The 13,412-nt window shown below is 70.2% G+C and carries 12 protein-coding genes; 4 read left to right on the forward strand and 8 right to left on the reverse strand.

Annotated elements, in window-relative coordinates:
- Both STRCI_RS31450 and STRCI_RS31455 read right to left on the reverse strand, forming a co-directional pair.
- Positions 1–477 (reverse strand): roadblock/LC7 domain-containing protein, encoded by a 477-nt coding sequence (locus STRCI_RS31450; protein WP_269662328.1) that lies wholly within the window; start codon positions 475–477, stop codon positions 1–3.
- The gene (locus tag STRCI_RS31455) at positions 474–2,930 is read right to left on the reverse strand and encodes a sensor histidine kinase (protein WP_269662329.1); all 2,457 of its coding nucleotides are present in this window, start codon (positions 2,928–2,930) and stop codon (positions 474–476) included. The genes STRCI_RS31450 and STRCI_RS31455 overlap by 4 nt, the downstream gene beginning before the upstream one ends.
- 163 nt (positions 2,931–3,093) lie before the next feature.
- Between STRCI_RS31455 and STRCI_RS31460 the strand changes: the two genes are divergently transcribed.
- Positions 3,094–4,029: an ABC transporter substrate-binding protein gene (locus tag STRCI_RS31460; protein ID WP_269662330.1), complete on the forward strand. Its 936-nt coding sequence runs from the start codon at positions 3,094–3,096 to the stop codon at positions 4,027–4,029.
- A 10-nt stretch (positions 4,030–4,039) separates the two neighbouring features.
- On the opposite strand, the gene STRCI_RS31465 is transcribed toward STRCI_RS31460, so the two are convergent.
- From STRCI_RS31465 to STRCI_RS31475, 3 genes are all read right to left on the reverse strand, one after another.
- A complete protein-coding gene (locus tag STRCI_RS31465; protein ID WP_269662331.1) occupies positions 4,040–5,419 on the reverse strand; it encodes a glycoside hydrolase family 43 protein in 1,380 nt (459 codons plus the stop codon).
- Positions 5,420–5,603: 184 nt separating this feature from the next.
- Positions 5,604–6,020, reverse strand: coding sequence for a DUF6114 domain-containing protein (locus STRCI_RS31470; protein WP_269662332.1), 417 nt, complete (start codon positions 6,018–6,020; stop codon positions 5,604–5,606).
- Positions 6,020–6,631 carry a DUF6230 family protein gene (locus STRCI_RS31475; RefSeq protein WP_269662333.1) on the reverse strand — a complete coding sequence of 204 codons (612 nt, stop codon included), beginning with the start codon at positions 6,629–6,631 and terminating at the stop codon, positions 6,020–6,022. The genes STRCI_RS31470 and STRCI_RS31475 overlap by 1 nt, the downstream gene beginning before the upstream one ends.
- A 328-nt stretch (positions 6,632–6,959) precedes the next feature.
- Here STRCI_RS31475 and STRCI_RS31480 point away from each other — a divergent pair, with 328 nt between their 5' ends.
- Positions 6,960–7,613 carry a Tat pathway signal sequence domain protein gene (locus STRCI_RS31480; RefSeq protein WP_269662334.1) on the forward strand — a complete coding sequence of 218 codons (654 nt, stop codon included), beginning with the start codon at positions 6,960–6,962 and terminating at the stop codon, positions 7,611–7,613.
- An 18-nt stretch (positions 7,614–7,631) separates the two neighbouring features.
- On the opposite strand, the gene STRCI_RS31485 is transcribed toward STRCI_RS31480, so the two are convergent.
- The gene (locus STRCI_RS31485) at positions 7,632–8,537 is read right to left on the reverse strand and encodes a lytic polysaccharide monooxygenase auxiliary activity family 9 protein (protein ID WP_269662335.1); all 906 of its coding nucleotides are present in this window, start codon (positions 8,535–8,537) and stop codon (positions 7,632–7,634) included.
- A 379-nt stretch (positions 8,538–8,916) separates the two neighbouring features.
- Between STRCI_RS31485 and STRCI_RS31490 the strand changes: the two genes are divergently transcribed.
- Positions 8,917–10,719 carry a S8 family peptidase gene (locus tag STRCI_RS31490; RefSeq protein ID WP_269662336.1) on the forward strand — a complete coding sequence of 601 codons (1,803 nt, stop codon included), beginning with the start codon at positions 8,917–8,919 and terminating at the stop codon, positions 10,717–10,719.
- A gap of 66 nt (positions 10,720–10,785) precedes the next feature.
- On the opposite strand, the gene STRCI_RS31495 is transcribed toward STRCI_RS31490, so the two are convergent.
- Both STRCI_RS31495 and STRCI_RS31500 read right to left on the reverse strand, forming a co-directional pair.
- The gene (locus STRCI_RS31495) at positions 10,786–11,649 is read right to left on the reverse strand and encodes an NAD(P)H-binding protein (RefSeq protein WP_269662337.1); all 864 of its coding nucleotides are present in this window, start codon (positions 11,647–11,649) and stop codon (positions 10,786–10,788) included.
- The gene (locus STRCI_RS31500) at positions 11,646–12,314 is read right to left on the reverse strand and encodes a ScbR family autoregulator-binding transcription factor (RefSeq protein ID WP_269662338.1); all 669 of its coding nucleotides are present in this window, start codon (positions 12,312–12,314) and stop codon (positions 11,646–11,648) included. The genes STRCI_RS31495 and STRCI_RS31500 overlap by 4 nt, the downstream gene beginning before the upstream one ends.
- A 176-nt stretch (positions 12,315–12,490) precedes the next feature.
- Here STRCI_RS31500 and STRCI_RS31505 point away from each other — a divergent pair, with 176 nt between their 5' ends.
- Positions 12,491–13,405 carry a ScbA/BarX family gamma-butyrolactone biosynthesis protein gene (locus STRCI_RS31505; protein ID WP_269662339.1) on the forward strand — a complete coding sequence of 305 codons (915 nt, stop codon included), beginning with the start codon at positions 12,491–12,493 and terminating at the stop codon, positions 13,403–13,405.
- Positions 13,406–13,412: the final 7 nt, after the last annotated feature.

Below are 13,412 nucleotides of genomic sequence, written 5' to 3' on the forward strand. Positions count from 1 at the left end.
TCAGCGGGCCGACGCGGCGCCGACGCTGTTCTTCAGCTCCAGCACCAGCTGCGGGCTGAGCGCGGCACCGGCGCGGTTGGCGAACAGCGTCATCTCGTAGGCGATGTTCCCGAGCTTGGCCTCCTTGTCGGTGACCACGCCGAGCACCGCGCCGCTGCCGATCGCGGAGACCAGGACATGCCCGCCCTCCAGATCGATGATGACCTTGTTGAGGCTGCCGAGGCCGTAGTTGCCGGAGGCCCCGGCAGCCAGGCTGGTGATGCCCGAGACGATCGCGGCGAGCCGCTCGGAGTCGGCGTGCTCACGCAGCTCGGACACCGCGATCAGCAGCCCGTCGGAGGAGACGGCGATGGCGTCGACGACACCCGCGGTCTCGGTCGCGAAGCGATTCAGCAGCCAGGTGAAGTCGGCTGCGGCGGCCTGGAGCTCGGCCGGTGTGGCGGCTTCTGCCGGAGTGCCACCTGTCGACGTACTCACTGCTCCGCTCCTTCCGGGAGGTTGTTCTGGTCCCGCTGGTCGGGGATCGGGGTCTCTTGGGTGGTGTCGCTGTCGCGGTGCGCCCGCTCCACGCCCGCCTCGAACTCCTCCAGCGCGGACCGTACGGCGTCGGCGTCGGCGGGGTGGACGGACCGGCGCAGCACCTGGTGGGCGCCGGTGTCCTCGGTGGTGCGCAGGGTGGCACCGCGGACGCGTCGGCGCAGCGGGCGGGAGCCGGACGGGGCTTCCGGCCGGTCGGCGCGCGCGTGATCGGCAGGGGGTACGTCGGTGGCGGGACCCTCGCGCCGGGGGAGCCGGCGGGGGAGGGGGCCGGAGTCGGCCGGGACCGAGCCCGGGGCCGCGGCCGCGGGGAGCGGGCCGGTGGCCGGCGCCTCGTCCGCGGGAACCTCCGGGGCCTCCAGGGTCTCCGGAGCCTCTGGGGCCGCCGGGGCCTTGGCGGTCACCGGTTCCGCCACCTCCGGCACCGGCAGCAGCAGCGACGACGGCACGCTGACCTCGGCGGTGACACCGCCGCCCGGCGTCCGGGTCAGCGTCACCTCGATCTCCCAGCGGCGGGCCAGCGTACCGACCACGAACAGGCCCAGCACCTTGGTCGGCACCAGGTCCAGACGCTCACGGCGGACGAGGCGGGCGTTCTCCTCGGCGAGCCGCTCGGCGCTCATGCCCAGACCGTGGTCGGAGATCACGATCGACGCGGACTCGCCGTCCGCCCCGGCCGCCACGGTCACCTCGACGGGGGCGCCCGCGGGCGAGAACGACACCGCGTTCTCCAGGAGTTCGGCCACCATCAGCGTCAGGTCGCCGATGACGTCCGGCTCCACCGCGGCCTCGGAGCGCGCCTGGAGCCGTACCCGCTGGAACCCCTCGATCTGGCCGAGCGCGGCCCGCACCACGGTGGTGAGCGCCAGCGGACCGGAGCCGAGGCCCGACTCACGGATGCCCGCGAGCAGCATCAGGCTGTCGGCGTTGCGGCGCAGCCGGACCGCGATGTGGTCGATGCTGTAGAGCCGTTCCAGCAGCTCGGGGTCGGTCTCGCCGCGCTCGACCGCGTCGATCAGGGAGAGCTGGCGGGTGGTCAGGTTGCTGACGCGGCGGCCGACGTTGCCGAACATCTCGGCGACGTTGCGGCGGCTGAGCACCTGGCGTTCCAGCAGCGCGGCCGCGGTCGTCTGCACCCGGTTGAAGGCCTCGGCGAGGTCGCCGATCTCGTCGCGCGCGGTGACCGGCACCTCGCGCAGCCGGGGCGGGCCGTCGTCCTCGGCGTCGTCGTCGGCGACCCGGGCCAGCTCACGGTCCGCGACCTCGGCGACCTCCCGGGCGGCGCCGGTGAGGGCCTGCACCGGCCGGACCACCGAGCGGCGGACCATGACCGACAGGGCGAACCAGAAGGCGAAGCCGAACAGGGCAAGTGCGAGCAGCAGTCCGGCGCGCCAGGCGGCGTCCCCGGAGGCGTCCTCGGCGCGGTCGGCGATCTGGTCGATGAGGGAGGCGGTGATCCCGAGCCGGATCTCGGCCTGCTCCCGGTAGGCGGGGTAGGAGACGAGCGCGGCCTGGAAGGACCGCCGGATCTCGTCGGGGGAGTCCGCTTGGAGGGTGCCCGGGTCGATCTGGAGTTCGGCGTACTGGCGGACGATGAGGGCCTGCGGGGAACTGTGCTCGATCCCGCGCAGCTCCTCGGTCTGCTCGGCGGTGGCGAACCGGGCGAAACGGTCCGCCTGGTAGGTGTACACCTCGTACGAGCCGACCGCGCCGATGAACTCGATGAGCGCGTTGGAGTCACCGGTGGAGGCGGAGAACACCCCGGTCTCGAAGGCGCTGTGGGCGGCGTCGGCGCGCAGCAGCGAGTCCAGCAGATTGCCGGTGAAGGTGGCCGCGAGACCGGCGTTGCGGTCCAGGCCCAGGCCGTCGATGACGCCCTTGGCGGCGTTGGTGTACGCCGGATCGATGTTGTCCGCGGGGAGATAGCCCTGCTCGATGGTGTCCCGGAGGCTGCCGAGGGCGCTGATCTCCTTGAGCGCCCGCGCCTCGGTCTCCGGCAGCCGGTCGCCGAAGGTCTCCCGGACCTTGACGACCTGGGCGTCCACCGCGGTCTGCGCCCGGTCGTAGGCGTCCGTGGAGGGCGGGGCGGCGCCCTCACCGGCCGCTTCGTGCCGTACGGAGAGCAGGATGGCCTGCTGGTGCTCGGCCTCCACCCGGTCCACCAGCGTGGCCACCTCGGCGCTGTCCCGGACCAGCCGGGCCGCGTCGGATGCCTCGGAGGACTGGTCGAGCTGGTCGTTGATGAGGTAGGCGAGCAGCACGGCCACTACGGCGAGCGGCACGCCGACCAGGAGATTGAGCTTGCGGCGGAAGGGCCGACGGTCGATGAAGCGCCGTATGCCGAGCGGGGAATTGTGTGTCGTGGTGGACGCGTCCACCTCTTTCGTGGACACCATTCCTCCTGGTTTTGATCGGCCTTTGGCGTCAACTGCGGGGAGACTATCGCCTCTTGAGGCATACGTCTTCACATGCGGTCACAACTGACTACTCATTGAGGCCAATCGGTGACCCGGATTCTCTTGACTGAGCAAGAAGCCGCTGGATTGGATCAGTTCCGTGACTTCTACCGCTTCACGCAGCAGGTCCATCATCGTGCTCGCCGCCACCGCGGCCCTGCTCGCGGGGTGTGGCTCCTCCGACGAAGAGAACGACAATCCCCTGGCCGGGGACAAGGCGAGCGGCGACACCGTCGTCGTCGGCTCCAACAACTTCGCCGAGTCCATCCTGCTCGCCGACATCTACGGCGAGGCCCTGAAGGCCAAGGGCCTCAAGGTCACCTACAAGCCCAACATCGGCAGCCGTGAGACCACTTACGGTCTGCTGAAGAACGGCTCCATCACGGTGCTTCCGGAGTACAACGGCTCGCTGCTGGCGTACCTGGACCCGAAGGCGGAGCAGAAGAGCGCCGAGGCGGTGAACGCCGCGGTGAAGACCAAGCTCGACAAGAAGCTGACGCTGCTGGAGTCCTCGCCCGCCGAGGACAAGGACTCCGTGAGCGTCAACGCGGAGACGGCGAAGAAGCACGGCCTGACCGCCGACTCCACCCTCGCCGACCTCAAGGACATCGCCCCCGAGATGGTCATCGGCGGTTCGCCCGAGTTCCAGACCCGGCACCAGGGCCTGCTCGGCCTGAAGGACGTCTACGGCCTGGAGTTCAAGTCCTTCAAGGCGCTCGACGCGGGCGGTCCGCTGACCCAGGCGGCGCTGACGAAGAACACCGTGCAGGCCGCGGACATCTTCACCACGGACCCGACCATCACCAAGGAGAAGTTCGTCGTCCTGAAGGACCCGGAGAACCTCTTCGGCTTCGCCAACGTGACCCCGCTGGTCTACAAGTCGGGCCTGTCGCAGGAGGGCATCGACGCCCTCGACGCGGTCTCCGCCAAGCTCGACACCACGACCCTGCTGGACCTGGACTCCCAGGTCCAGCTGGAGAACAAGGACCCGCTCGACGTGGCGAAGGCCTGGCTGGCGTCGGTCGGCCTGGACTGATCACAAGCCTTCAGTACCCGACCTGGTACGTCGCGTCCTGCCGCTCCGTGGCCGTGGAGATCGGATCGATCCGCAGCGCGTAGCCGTAGTGACGGAGGTACCGGGTCGGGTTGTTGTACGACCGGAACGACGCCCAGGAAGCGTCGGCCAGCCCCGCCGTACGGTAGAAGGTCGCGTCCCCGGCGAAGGCCGAGGTGCCGTCGTTCGCGTCGAGCTGGAGCGCGTTGTTGTAGTGCCGCAGGTAGCGCGTCGGGTAGTTGACCGACTGGAACGACACCCCGGAGGAGTCTGCGAGCCCTGGCACCAGCTTCCACTGGGAGTCCGGGAACGGGTCGAAGGGGTAGGCGTCGATCCGCCCGAGGAAACCGCTGTGCCGGACGTAACGGTCCGGGAAGTTGTAGGACTTGAGTCGGTTCCAGGCCGGTGCGCCCCACCGCGTGAGCAGGTTGGCGTACTCGGTCGAGGTGATCGGATGGATGCCGCAGTGCTTGGAGTTGAGGGGCTGCGTGTACAGCTTCTGGTCGAGCGGGGCCCAGGTTCCGGACGCGAGATTCGTCGACTGCCAGACGTAGAAGACCCCGTTGGGTGTGTAGGTGTCGCCCCACAGGTACCAGGTGTTGGATGTCAGTGACTTCACCACCGTCGGCGCCTCGGTGCCGCCGTGCGCGACCGCGGTGCTGAACGGGGTGAAGCTGCCGGGGCCGAGGGACGACGACCGAGCCCCGACGAGCGTCCCTTCCCTCTTGTAATAGAGGTAGTTGACGCCGTTCACGCCGATGGTGAGGTTGCCGTCGATGACGTCGTAGCCGGGATCGAAGAAGACCTGGGGACTGGTCGTCGTGCGGAAGTCGGTCGTGTAGCTGACCATGATCACGTTGTGGCCGCTGCTGTTCACCGAGGAGTAGAGGATGCCGTACTGCCCGCGCCCCGCGTCCCAATAGGCCTCCGGCGCCCAGCTGTGCGTGGTGGTCATGTCGTGCAGCTTGAGCAGCCGGTAGTCGGTGAACGACCGCAGGTCGGTGGAGTCCCAGACATGGATGTACACGCTGGTGCGACTCCAGTCGGTGCCGCTCAGATCCGTCGCCAGCACCACGAAGGTGCCGTCCTGCTTGCGCAGCACGAACGGGTCGCGCAGCCCGCCCGCACCGGCGGTCGGGGTGACCACGGGGGCGCTCTGGTTCAGCGGTGTCCAGCGCAGCCCGTCGGTACTGACCGCGAGATGCAGTCCGTAGTCGGCCTCCAGCATGGTGTTCGACTCGGTGAAGTAGGCCATCACATACGCCGAGTCCGCGGCGTACGCGGTCCCGGCGCCGAGGGTCAGCGCACCGGTCGCGGCCAGCGGGGCGGTCGCCGCCAGGCCGAGGAGGGTTCTGCGGGACAGAGCGGTCATGGGGGGACTCCAGGGGCGGTCGCGGCCGATACGCGGGATGAATGTTCGGTATTGCGAACGAAGTTCGGTGGAGCGATCAGAAAGTAGGGGTGTGACGGGAGTACGTCAATGAGGTGGACCGCGTTGGCCGGTTTCCGTGGTGACGGGGGAGTGGCAGGGGTGACGGGCGGCGGGGGAGCCGGGTTCAGGCGGGCTCCCCCGCCTCCCGCTGCGCCGCGCGCCGACGTTGCCGGCGGCCGCGGCGCGGCTCCTGATCGGGGAGCCAGCCGAAGGCGAGACAACTTCCCGTGGCGCCGAGGAGCAGGCCGAGGAAGAAGCCGCCGAGGTTCGAGGTGAGCCAGGTGCCCAGGGAGAGCAGCAGCCCGGTGATCGAGTAGAACAGGCGCTGGGTGGGGTTGAAGAGGATCAGCAGACCCAGCAGCAGCATCAGGGTCGGCAGGAGATATCCGGCCAGGCCCTGCATCCCCAGGTGCAGGACGACCTTCATGGACGCCTTCTCGGTGAACAGGATCTCCGCGCCGCCCAGGGCGAGCAGCAGCCCGCCCCAGAACGGCCGCTCGCCCCGCCAGCGGCGGAAGCCCGTGCGGGACATCGACAGCATCAGCAACCCGACTCGCTGAAGCGGAGCTTGAGGCCCGGCAGCTTGAACACCCCGGCCGTCGTGGCGTAGTTGGTCTGCCGCAGATCGGCGATGCGCACGGTGTCGGCCTGCTGGCTGAAGACGCCCTTGGGGCCCTGCACCCCGCCTTTGGTGAGGGTGCTGGCGTCGTTGCCGATCTCGATGTTGGAGAAGGCGGCGTCACCGGACAGCTCGGTGGAGTCGGTGGTCAGATCGCTCGCGGTCACCTTCTCCGCGCCGCTGCCCGCGGTGATGAGCAGATTGACGCCGCCGAGGTCGACGCTCTGGCAGAGCCTGGTGAGCGTCGCGTCCTTGATCACGGAGGTGACGACCAGCACCTGGCCTCCGGTGTCGCCCTCGTTGGGGCTGCCCGGAGCCATGTTGTCCAGGCCGCCGAACTGCTCGAAGCCGGTGCCGTTCAGCTCGGTGGCGGTCACCGTGAACGGCATCCCGGAGATCGCGAACTGCACACCCAGCGCGCCCTGGGCGGTGAGCACGGCGAGCCCGGCGAGGGTGAGGGTGGCGGGGACCGCCAGTACGGCGGCGCGCCGGGCGCGGACGCGCCCCGGTCTGCTGCTGGTACCGCTTTCCATGTCTGCTCCCAGGTCTTCGGGCACGTTGTCCTGGCGCGGACAGCGGCGGACGAGCGGAGGGCGCGGAAGGGCTTTCCCGTACTCCGCGGTAGCGTTCGAGGAAGTTACCCGGGGTTACATTTGAGGGTCAAGGCAGTTGTGAAAAAAGAGTGTTGGATATGTGTCAGCTGTGACCCGGCACTTGCGAACTCGCCAACTCGCCTTGTCTGTCTTGACGTTGACGGTCAATCAGGTCTACAACTCTCCCTGGCTCGGCCCGGATCCGTGGCGCCGGACGGGACGGCCCCCTCTGAAATCCAACCCCCCGCTTCGGAGAAGAGGCCCCCGCATGCGCACTCGCACCCTGCTCACCCTCATCTGCACCGCCGCCGCCTGCGCGCTTCCCCTCGCCGGCCCCGCCTCGGCCGCCGACACCCCGGTCCTCACCAAGGGCAGCGCCGGCGGTACACCCGTCGCCGTCGGGGACGTCCTGACCGCACCGCTGGCCAGTGGCACCACCGCCACCCTCTACTCCAGCGCGACCGGCACCAGCGGTGTCTCCTGCACGTCCTCGCAGTTCACCGCCACTGTCATGGACAACCCGGCCGCTCCCGGTACCGCGACCGAGTCGCTCGGCGCGCACACCTTCGACAGCGCGAGCTGCACCAGCAACGTCCTCGGAGTGCTCGGCGTCAGCAGCATCACCGTCGACAACCTGCCCTACGGCACCACCGTGACCTCCGACGGCACCGTCACGGTGACCCCGGCGGGCGGATCCACCGTCCGGACCACCGTCAAACTGCGCACGCTGCTGGGCGCCATCACCTGCGTCTACCAGGCGCCGAGCCTGACCGGCACGGCGAGCAACGACGACAACAGCATCAACTTCACGGCCCAGCAGTTCACGAAGACGTCCGGCTCCTCGCTCTGCTTCGCGAACGGCTACTTCACCGCCAAGTACGCCCCGGTGACCGACGGCGGCGAGCTCGTCTTCGTCAACTGACGGACGTAGCCGCGGAGTTCACCTCCGACGCAGGCGTACGGCCAGGGTGGCGCCCCCGGTGAGGAGAAGCACCGCGGCGGCGCCGCCCGCGAGCAGCGGGGCCGAGGGGCCGGAGTCCGGTGCGGACGTCGTGGCCGCGGTACGGCGTTGCGCGACCGGGGAACTGTCGGGGCTCCTGGCGACCTCGGGGCTCTCCGTGGTCGCCGCGGGCGCCGTGGTCTCCGGCTTCTTCGTGGTCTCCCCGGCCGACGGCTTCCTCGTGCTCTCCGGCTTTCGCGTCGGCGCCGTCTCCCGCTCCGGGAACACCACGTCCGAGCACGAGTAGTACGTGTCCGGAGTGCTGCTGTTCTGCCACACCGTGTACAGCACATGACGGCCCGTCCGGTCCTTCGGCAGGGTCGCGCGGATGCGGTAGGCGCCGTCCGTCAGCGCCGGGTCGCGGACCTCGGCGAAGGGCTGTTCCGGGAGGTCGGACCAGGAGAGCGGACCGGTGGGGTCGTAGCCCTGCTCGGTGAGGTAGAGCCGGAACGTGCCGGTGTGCGGGATCGTCGAGACGTACCGCATGGTCAGCGCGGCACCGGGGTTCAGGCGGGTCGACGGCCAGTCGGCGCGGGCCAGGTCCAGGCCCTTGTAGGCGGGCAGGCCGCCGCTGCACAGCTCTCCGTCGGGGACGATCTGCCGGTCCCGTCCGTTCACGTTCGCGATGCGCAGGTTGTCCCAGGCGGTGAAGGGCGTGCCGTTCGCGGCGACGGCCGCGCGGCAGGCCGCCGAGCGGGCGTCCGCGCCGCCCTCGGGGGAGCAGGCCATCACCCGGCTGACCGGATCCGTCGGCGCGCCGTGCGCGGCGGCCGGGGTCGCGCCCCACAGGGCGAGCAGCACAGGGGCCGCGACGGCGGTGGCGAGCCGGGCGCGGGTCCGGGTCATGTGGGGGTCTCCTCGGCCGGGCGGGTGTCCGCTGCTGTCCAGTGCGGGGTCTGCTTCTGTCCAGTACGGGCGAGCGGCCCGGCGCGTTCAGCGGGGCGCGAGCCCCTGCAAAAGCGGACACAAGCAGTCAACCGGCTGACCACGAGGGTTGGTTTCCGGCCGGATCGAGGGTTTCCCCTGTATCCCTATGACCTTCTGTTTGCCTATCGTTCCAGCACAGCCGACCCACAGGTAACCCCTGAAGGGCCGGTCCCCACCGCGCCTGGCCGGCCACAGCGCAACGCTTTTCGGTTCTCGGTTCGCCCCCCTCCGCTTCGACGACGAAGCGAATTGACCGCCGCTCCGCGCTGCCCGGAGTACGGCCACGAAAGGCAATCCCTTGCGTACCTCTCCCCCCGTGCGACGGAAGCTGATATCCGTCGCCGCGGTCTCCGCCGCGCTGTTCACGGCCGCTACCGCCACGGTGGCCGTCGCCCAGGACTCCGCCACCACCAAGGACGCCCCCACCGCCCGTACCGAGGCGGCCCCCGGCGCCCCGGCCGAGCGCCTCATCGTCGGCTACAAGTCCGGCGCCGCCGAGGCGAAGTCGAACAAGGCCGCCGACGCGGACGCCGCCGCCAAGGGCAAGGAGGCCGGCGAGTCGCTGGACTTCCAGCGCCGCCTCGGCACCGGCGCCGCCCTCGTCGACCTCGGCGAGGACCTCACCAAGGCCGATGTCGCCGACGTCGTCGCCGAGTACCAGGCCGACCCGCAGGTCGCCTACGTCGTACCGGACCGGCTGAACAAGCCGCTGGCCACGCCGAATGACACCGAGTACGGCAAGCAGTGGGACCTGTTCGAGACCACCGCGGGCATGAACGTGCCGGGTGCCTGGGACGTCGCCACCGGCACCGGAGTCACCGTCGCCGTCATCGACACCGGCTATGTCACCCACTCCGACCTCGCCGCGAACATCGTCGGCGGCTACGACTTCATCTCGGACACCACCGTCGCGGGCGACGGCAACGGCCGGGACAGCAACCCGGCCGACGTGGGCGACTGGACCGCCGCCAACCAGTGCGCCTCCGGTGACCCGGCCTACGACTCCTCCTGGCACGGCACGCACGTGGCCGGCACGATCGCCGGTGTCACCAACAACGGCAAGGGCGTCGCCGGTATCGCCTACGGCGCGAAGGTCTCCCCGCTGCGCGTGCTCGGCAAGTGCGGCGGCTACGACTCCGACATCATCGACGCCATCACCTGGGCATCCGGCGGCACCGTCTCCGGTGTTCCGGCCAACACCAACGTCGCCAAGGTCATCAACATGAGCCTCGGTGGCGGCGGCACCTGCTCCACCGCGACCCAGAACGCGATCAACGGCGCCGTGAACCGCGGCACCACCGTCGTCGTCGCGGCGGGCAACAGCAACGCCAACGCGGCCAACTACTCGCCGGCCAGCTGCGCCAACGTGATCAGCGTCGCGGCCGCCGACCGGCAGGGCAACCGCGCCTCCTACTCCAACTACGGCACCGTCGTCGACATCGCCGCCCCCGGCGGTGAGACCGCCACCACCGCCAACGGCATCCTGTCCACGCTGAACTCCGGCGCGCAGGGTCCGGGCGCGGAGAGCTACGAGTACTACCAGGGCACCAGCATGGCCGCCCCGCACATCGCGGGTCTCGCCGCGCTGATGAAGTCGGCGAACTCCGAGCTGACCCCGGCCCAGATCGAGTCCGCGATCAAGACCAACTCGCGGGCTCTGGCCGGTACTTGCTCCGGTGGCTGCGGCGCGGGCCTGGCGGACGCGACCAAGACGGTGCAGGCGGTGAGCGGCTCCGGCGGCGGCTCCACGGGGGGCACCACCTTCACCAGCACCTCGGCCGTCTCCATCCCGGACGCCGGCTCCGCGATCGAGTCCCCGATCACGGTCTCCGGCCGCACCGGCAACGCCCCCTCGGCGCTCCAGGTCGGCGTGGACATCACCCACACCTGGCGCGGTGACCTGGTCATCGACCTGGTGGCGCCGGACGGTTCGACGTACCGCCTGAAGTCCGCCAGCTCCTCGGACTCCGCGGACAACGTCATCGCCACCTACACGGTGAACGCCTCCAGCGAGGTCGCGAACGGCACCTGGAAGCTGCGGGTGCAGGACACGGCGGCGCAGGACACGGGTCGGATCAACAGCTGGAAGCTGACCTTCTGAGCTGAAGCTCCGACCGCTTGAGCGGACGGGCCGGCCGGTGCGGATGGGGCATCGGCCGGCCCGTCGTCATGTCCCGTCGCCGCGGAACGCGGCCAGATGACCGAGCGCCCACCGCCGGTAGTCCCCGGCGGGCCGCCCCAGCAGTTCTGCGACGGTGGGGTCCACCTCCGACTTCGCCCCGGCCCGGCCCCGGGACGCGCTCTCCGCGAGCGCCTCGGCGATCGGTGCCGGATAGCGTACGAGCAGCCGCCGCCGGGCTTCTTCCTCGCTCAACTCGTCGAACGCCAAGGGCCGTTCCAGCAGTTCGCCGAGGATCTTCGTCTGGTCCACGGGGCTGATCGCCTCCGGGCCGGTGAGCGGGTACGCCCGCCCGGCGTGCGCCTCGGGTGCCAGCAGCGTCAGCGCCGCCACGTCCGCGATGTCCTGGGGATCGACGGTGGCGTTGACCGCTGTACCGCACGCGGCCCGCACCACGCCCTCCGCGCGGATGGAGATGGCCCAGCCGAGCGTGTTGGACATGAACGCGCGCGGCCGCAGATGCGTCCACAACAGGCCGGAGTCAGTGACGAGTTGCTCGTTGTCGCGCTGCCAGGTCGTGATCAGGTCGGTGGCGTCGAGGTCGGTGACCGCGAGCGCCGACAGCTTCACCACATGCCGGAGCCCGCCGGCGCGCGCCGCCGCCAGGAAGTGCTCGTCATGGGCGTGCGTCAGCGGGTTCGCGGTGACCAGCAGTGCAGACGTCACACCCGTCAGCGCCCGCCGCAGACTCCCCGGATCGTCGAAGTCGCCGCCCACCACCTCGACTTGCGGCCCGGCGAGGTCCGCGGCCCGCTCCGGGCGGCGGGTCAGCAGCCGCAGGGGAACGGTGCCGCGCAGGCGGCGCGCGACCAGCCCGCCGACCGTGCCGGTCGCCCCGGTGAGCAGGATCATGGCTCGTCCCTCCGCACCAGCTCCCCGTCCTCGCCGAGCGCGGCGAGGATCCGCGCGCCCCGGTCCGGGGCGGTGTCGAGCCGGCCCAGCAGCCCCGGCACCGCGATGCTCGGCAGGACGTGCGCCCACAGCACCGAGATGCGGTGGCCGAGATCCTCCCGGCCGGTCAGCGCCCGGGACATCAGCTGAATGCCGGCGAAGGACCCGACCAGCAGCTCCACGGTGTCCCTGGCCACGACTGTGGGCAGCAACTCGCCCTGCTTGTCGGCCTCTTCCAGCAGGTCGATCACATGGTCGGCCCACTGCCGGAAGGGCCCGGAGTGGTCGACCCCGGGAGGCGTGGCCTGGTCCACGGTCAGTCGCACACTGCCCTGCAGCAGCGGGTTGCTCAGCAGGCGCCGGCCGTAGACGAAGCTCATGTCCACGATCTCCTGGAGCTTGCACGGCTGCGGCGGCACCGCGCCGAACGGCACCTGCTCGTCCAGCACCGCCTGGGCGAGGGACTCCTTGGAAGGGAAGTGGAAGTACAGGGCGCCCTTGGTGACCTCGGCCCGCTCCAGCACCATGGAGATCGTCGTGGAGGCGTAGCCGTGCTCGTCGAACACCGCACCCGCGGCTTCCAGGATCGCTCTGCGCGTCCTGATGGCGCGTTCCTGCTTCGCCATAAGGGCCCCTCCGATGCGCCGAGTTGACGGGATGGCCCACAGTGCGACGGCGCGGACGCGCACCGATCCTGGTCACCCTGGTCTCATTGAAAACAAACCGGTCGGCTCGTACTCTAGCGCTCACGGCACGGGCACCTCGCCGTCTGTCAACACTGTCGGGGGAGCCAGGGAGAGACATGCCTGAATTGCCGCAACTCGTCGATTTCCCTACGGCGTCCGACGCCCTCACCGCCGCCGTGCCCCGCCAGTTGGTGCATCGCGCGGCCTTCGCCGAGACCCTCCTCACCGGCTGGCGGCGGATCGGAACCGACCAGTTCAGGGTAGCCGCGCAATGGCCGCGAGCCCATCCGCTGCACGTTTCGAGCGACCGTACCGCATACGAGCCGCTGCTCGTCACCGAAACCGTCCGCCAGGGCGGCACGCTCCTCGCCCACACCGAGTACGACGTGCCGCTGGACCACCGGTTCGTGTTGCAGGAACTGCGTGTCAGTACCCGGCCCGAACACCTCGCCGTGGGTCCGGCACCCGCCGAACCGGTCGTCGACATCACGATCTTCGACGTCCGGCGCCGCGCCGGACGCGTGGTCGCCTTCCACCTCACCGCGACCGTGACCATCGAGAACACGCAGGTCGCGAGCGCGTTCTTCGCCGCCTCCTGGACCAGCGAACCGGTCTACCGCAGACTGCGCGGCGGCCGAACGGCCGCCAACGTCCAGGCACTTGACCCACCGCCCGGAGTGCCGCCCGCCCTGGTGGAGCGCACGGTCCCCGCCGATGTCGTCCTGGCCCGGCCGGACCGTCCGGGGCGCTGGCAGTTGCGCGTGGATACCGCGCATCCCGTTTTTTTCGACCACCCCCTGGATCATGTCCCCGGCATGCTGCTCCTGGAGGCGGCCGGTCAGGCGGCCCGGGTGACAGGAGGCGGGCGGCGCGCCCCCATATCCTTCCACGCGACCTTCGACCGGTATGCGGAGCTGGATCAGCCCACGTGGATCGAGGCGGAGCCCGGTCCGGACGATCAGCTCCAAGTCATCGGTGTGCAAGGGGATTCAGCAGTCTTCGCATGCCGGGTGGGCACGGTCGCGCAGTGAGCTATGG

The sequence above is a fragment of the Streptomyces cinnabarinus genome, from assembly GCF_027270315.1.
Classification (GTDB): Bacteria; Actinomycetota; Actinomycetes; order Streptomycetales; family Streptomycetaceae; genus Streptomyces; species Streptomyces cinnabarinus.

Bases quoted from the DNA above. Each gene is read 5' to 3' on its own strand.
- STRCI_RS31475 (WP_269662333.1), bottom strand. From the start codon at position 6,631: ATGGAAAGCGGTACCAGCAGCAGACCGGGGCGCGTCCGCGCCCGGCGC.
- STRCI_RS31485 (WP_269662335.1), bottom strand. From the start codon at position 8,537: ATGACCCGGACCCGCGCCCGGCTCGCCACCGCCGTCGCGGCCCCTGTG.
- STRCI_RS31480 (WP_269662334.1), top strand. From the start codon at position 6,960: ATGCGCACTCGCACCCTGCTCACCCTCATCTGCACCGCCGCCGCCTGC.
- STRCI_RS31505 (WP_269662339.1), top strand. From the start codon at position 12,491: ATGCCTGAATTGCCGCAACTCGTCGATTTCCCTACGGCGTCCGACGCC.
- STRCI_RS31500 (WP_269662338.1), bottom strand. From the start codon at position 12,314: ATGGCGAAGCAGGAACGCGCCATCAGGACGCGCAGAGCGATCCTGGAA.
- STRCI_RS31495 (WP_269662337.1), bottom strand. From the start codon at position 11,649: ATGATCCTGCTCACCGGGGCGACCGGCACGGTCGGCGGGCTGGTCGCG.
- STRCI_RS31470 (WP_269662332.1), bottom strand. From the start codon at position 6,020: ATGCTGTCGATGTCCCGCACGGGCTTCCGCCGCTGGCGGGGCGAGCGG.
- STRCI_RS31465 (WP_269662331.1), bottom strand. From the start codon at position 5,419: ATGACCGCTCTGTCCCGCAGAACCCTCCTCGGCCTGGCGGCGACCGCC.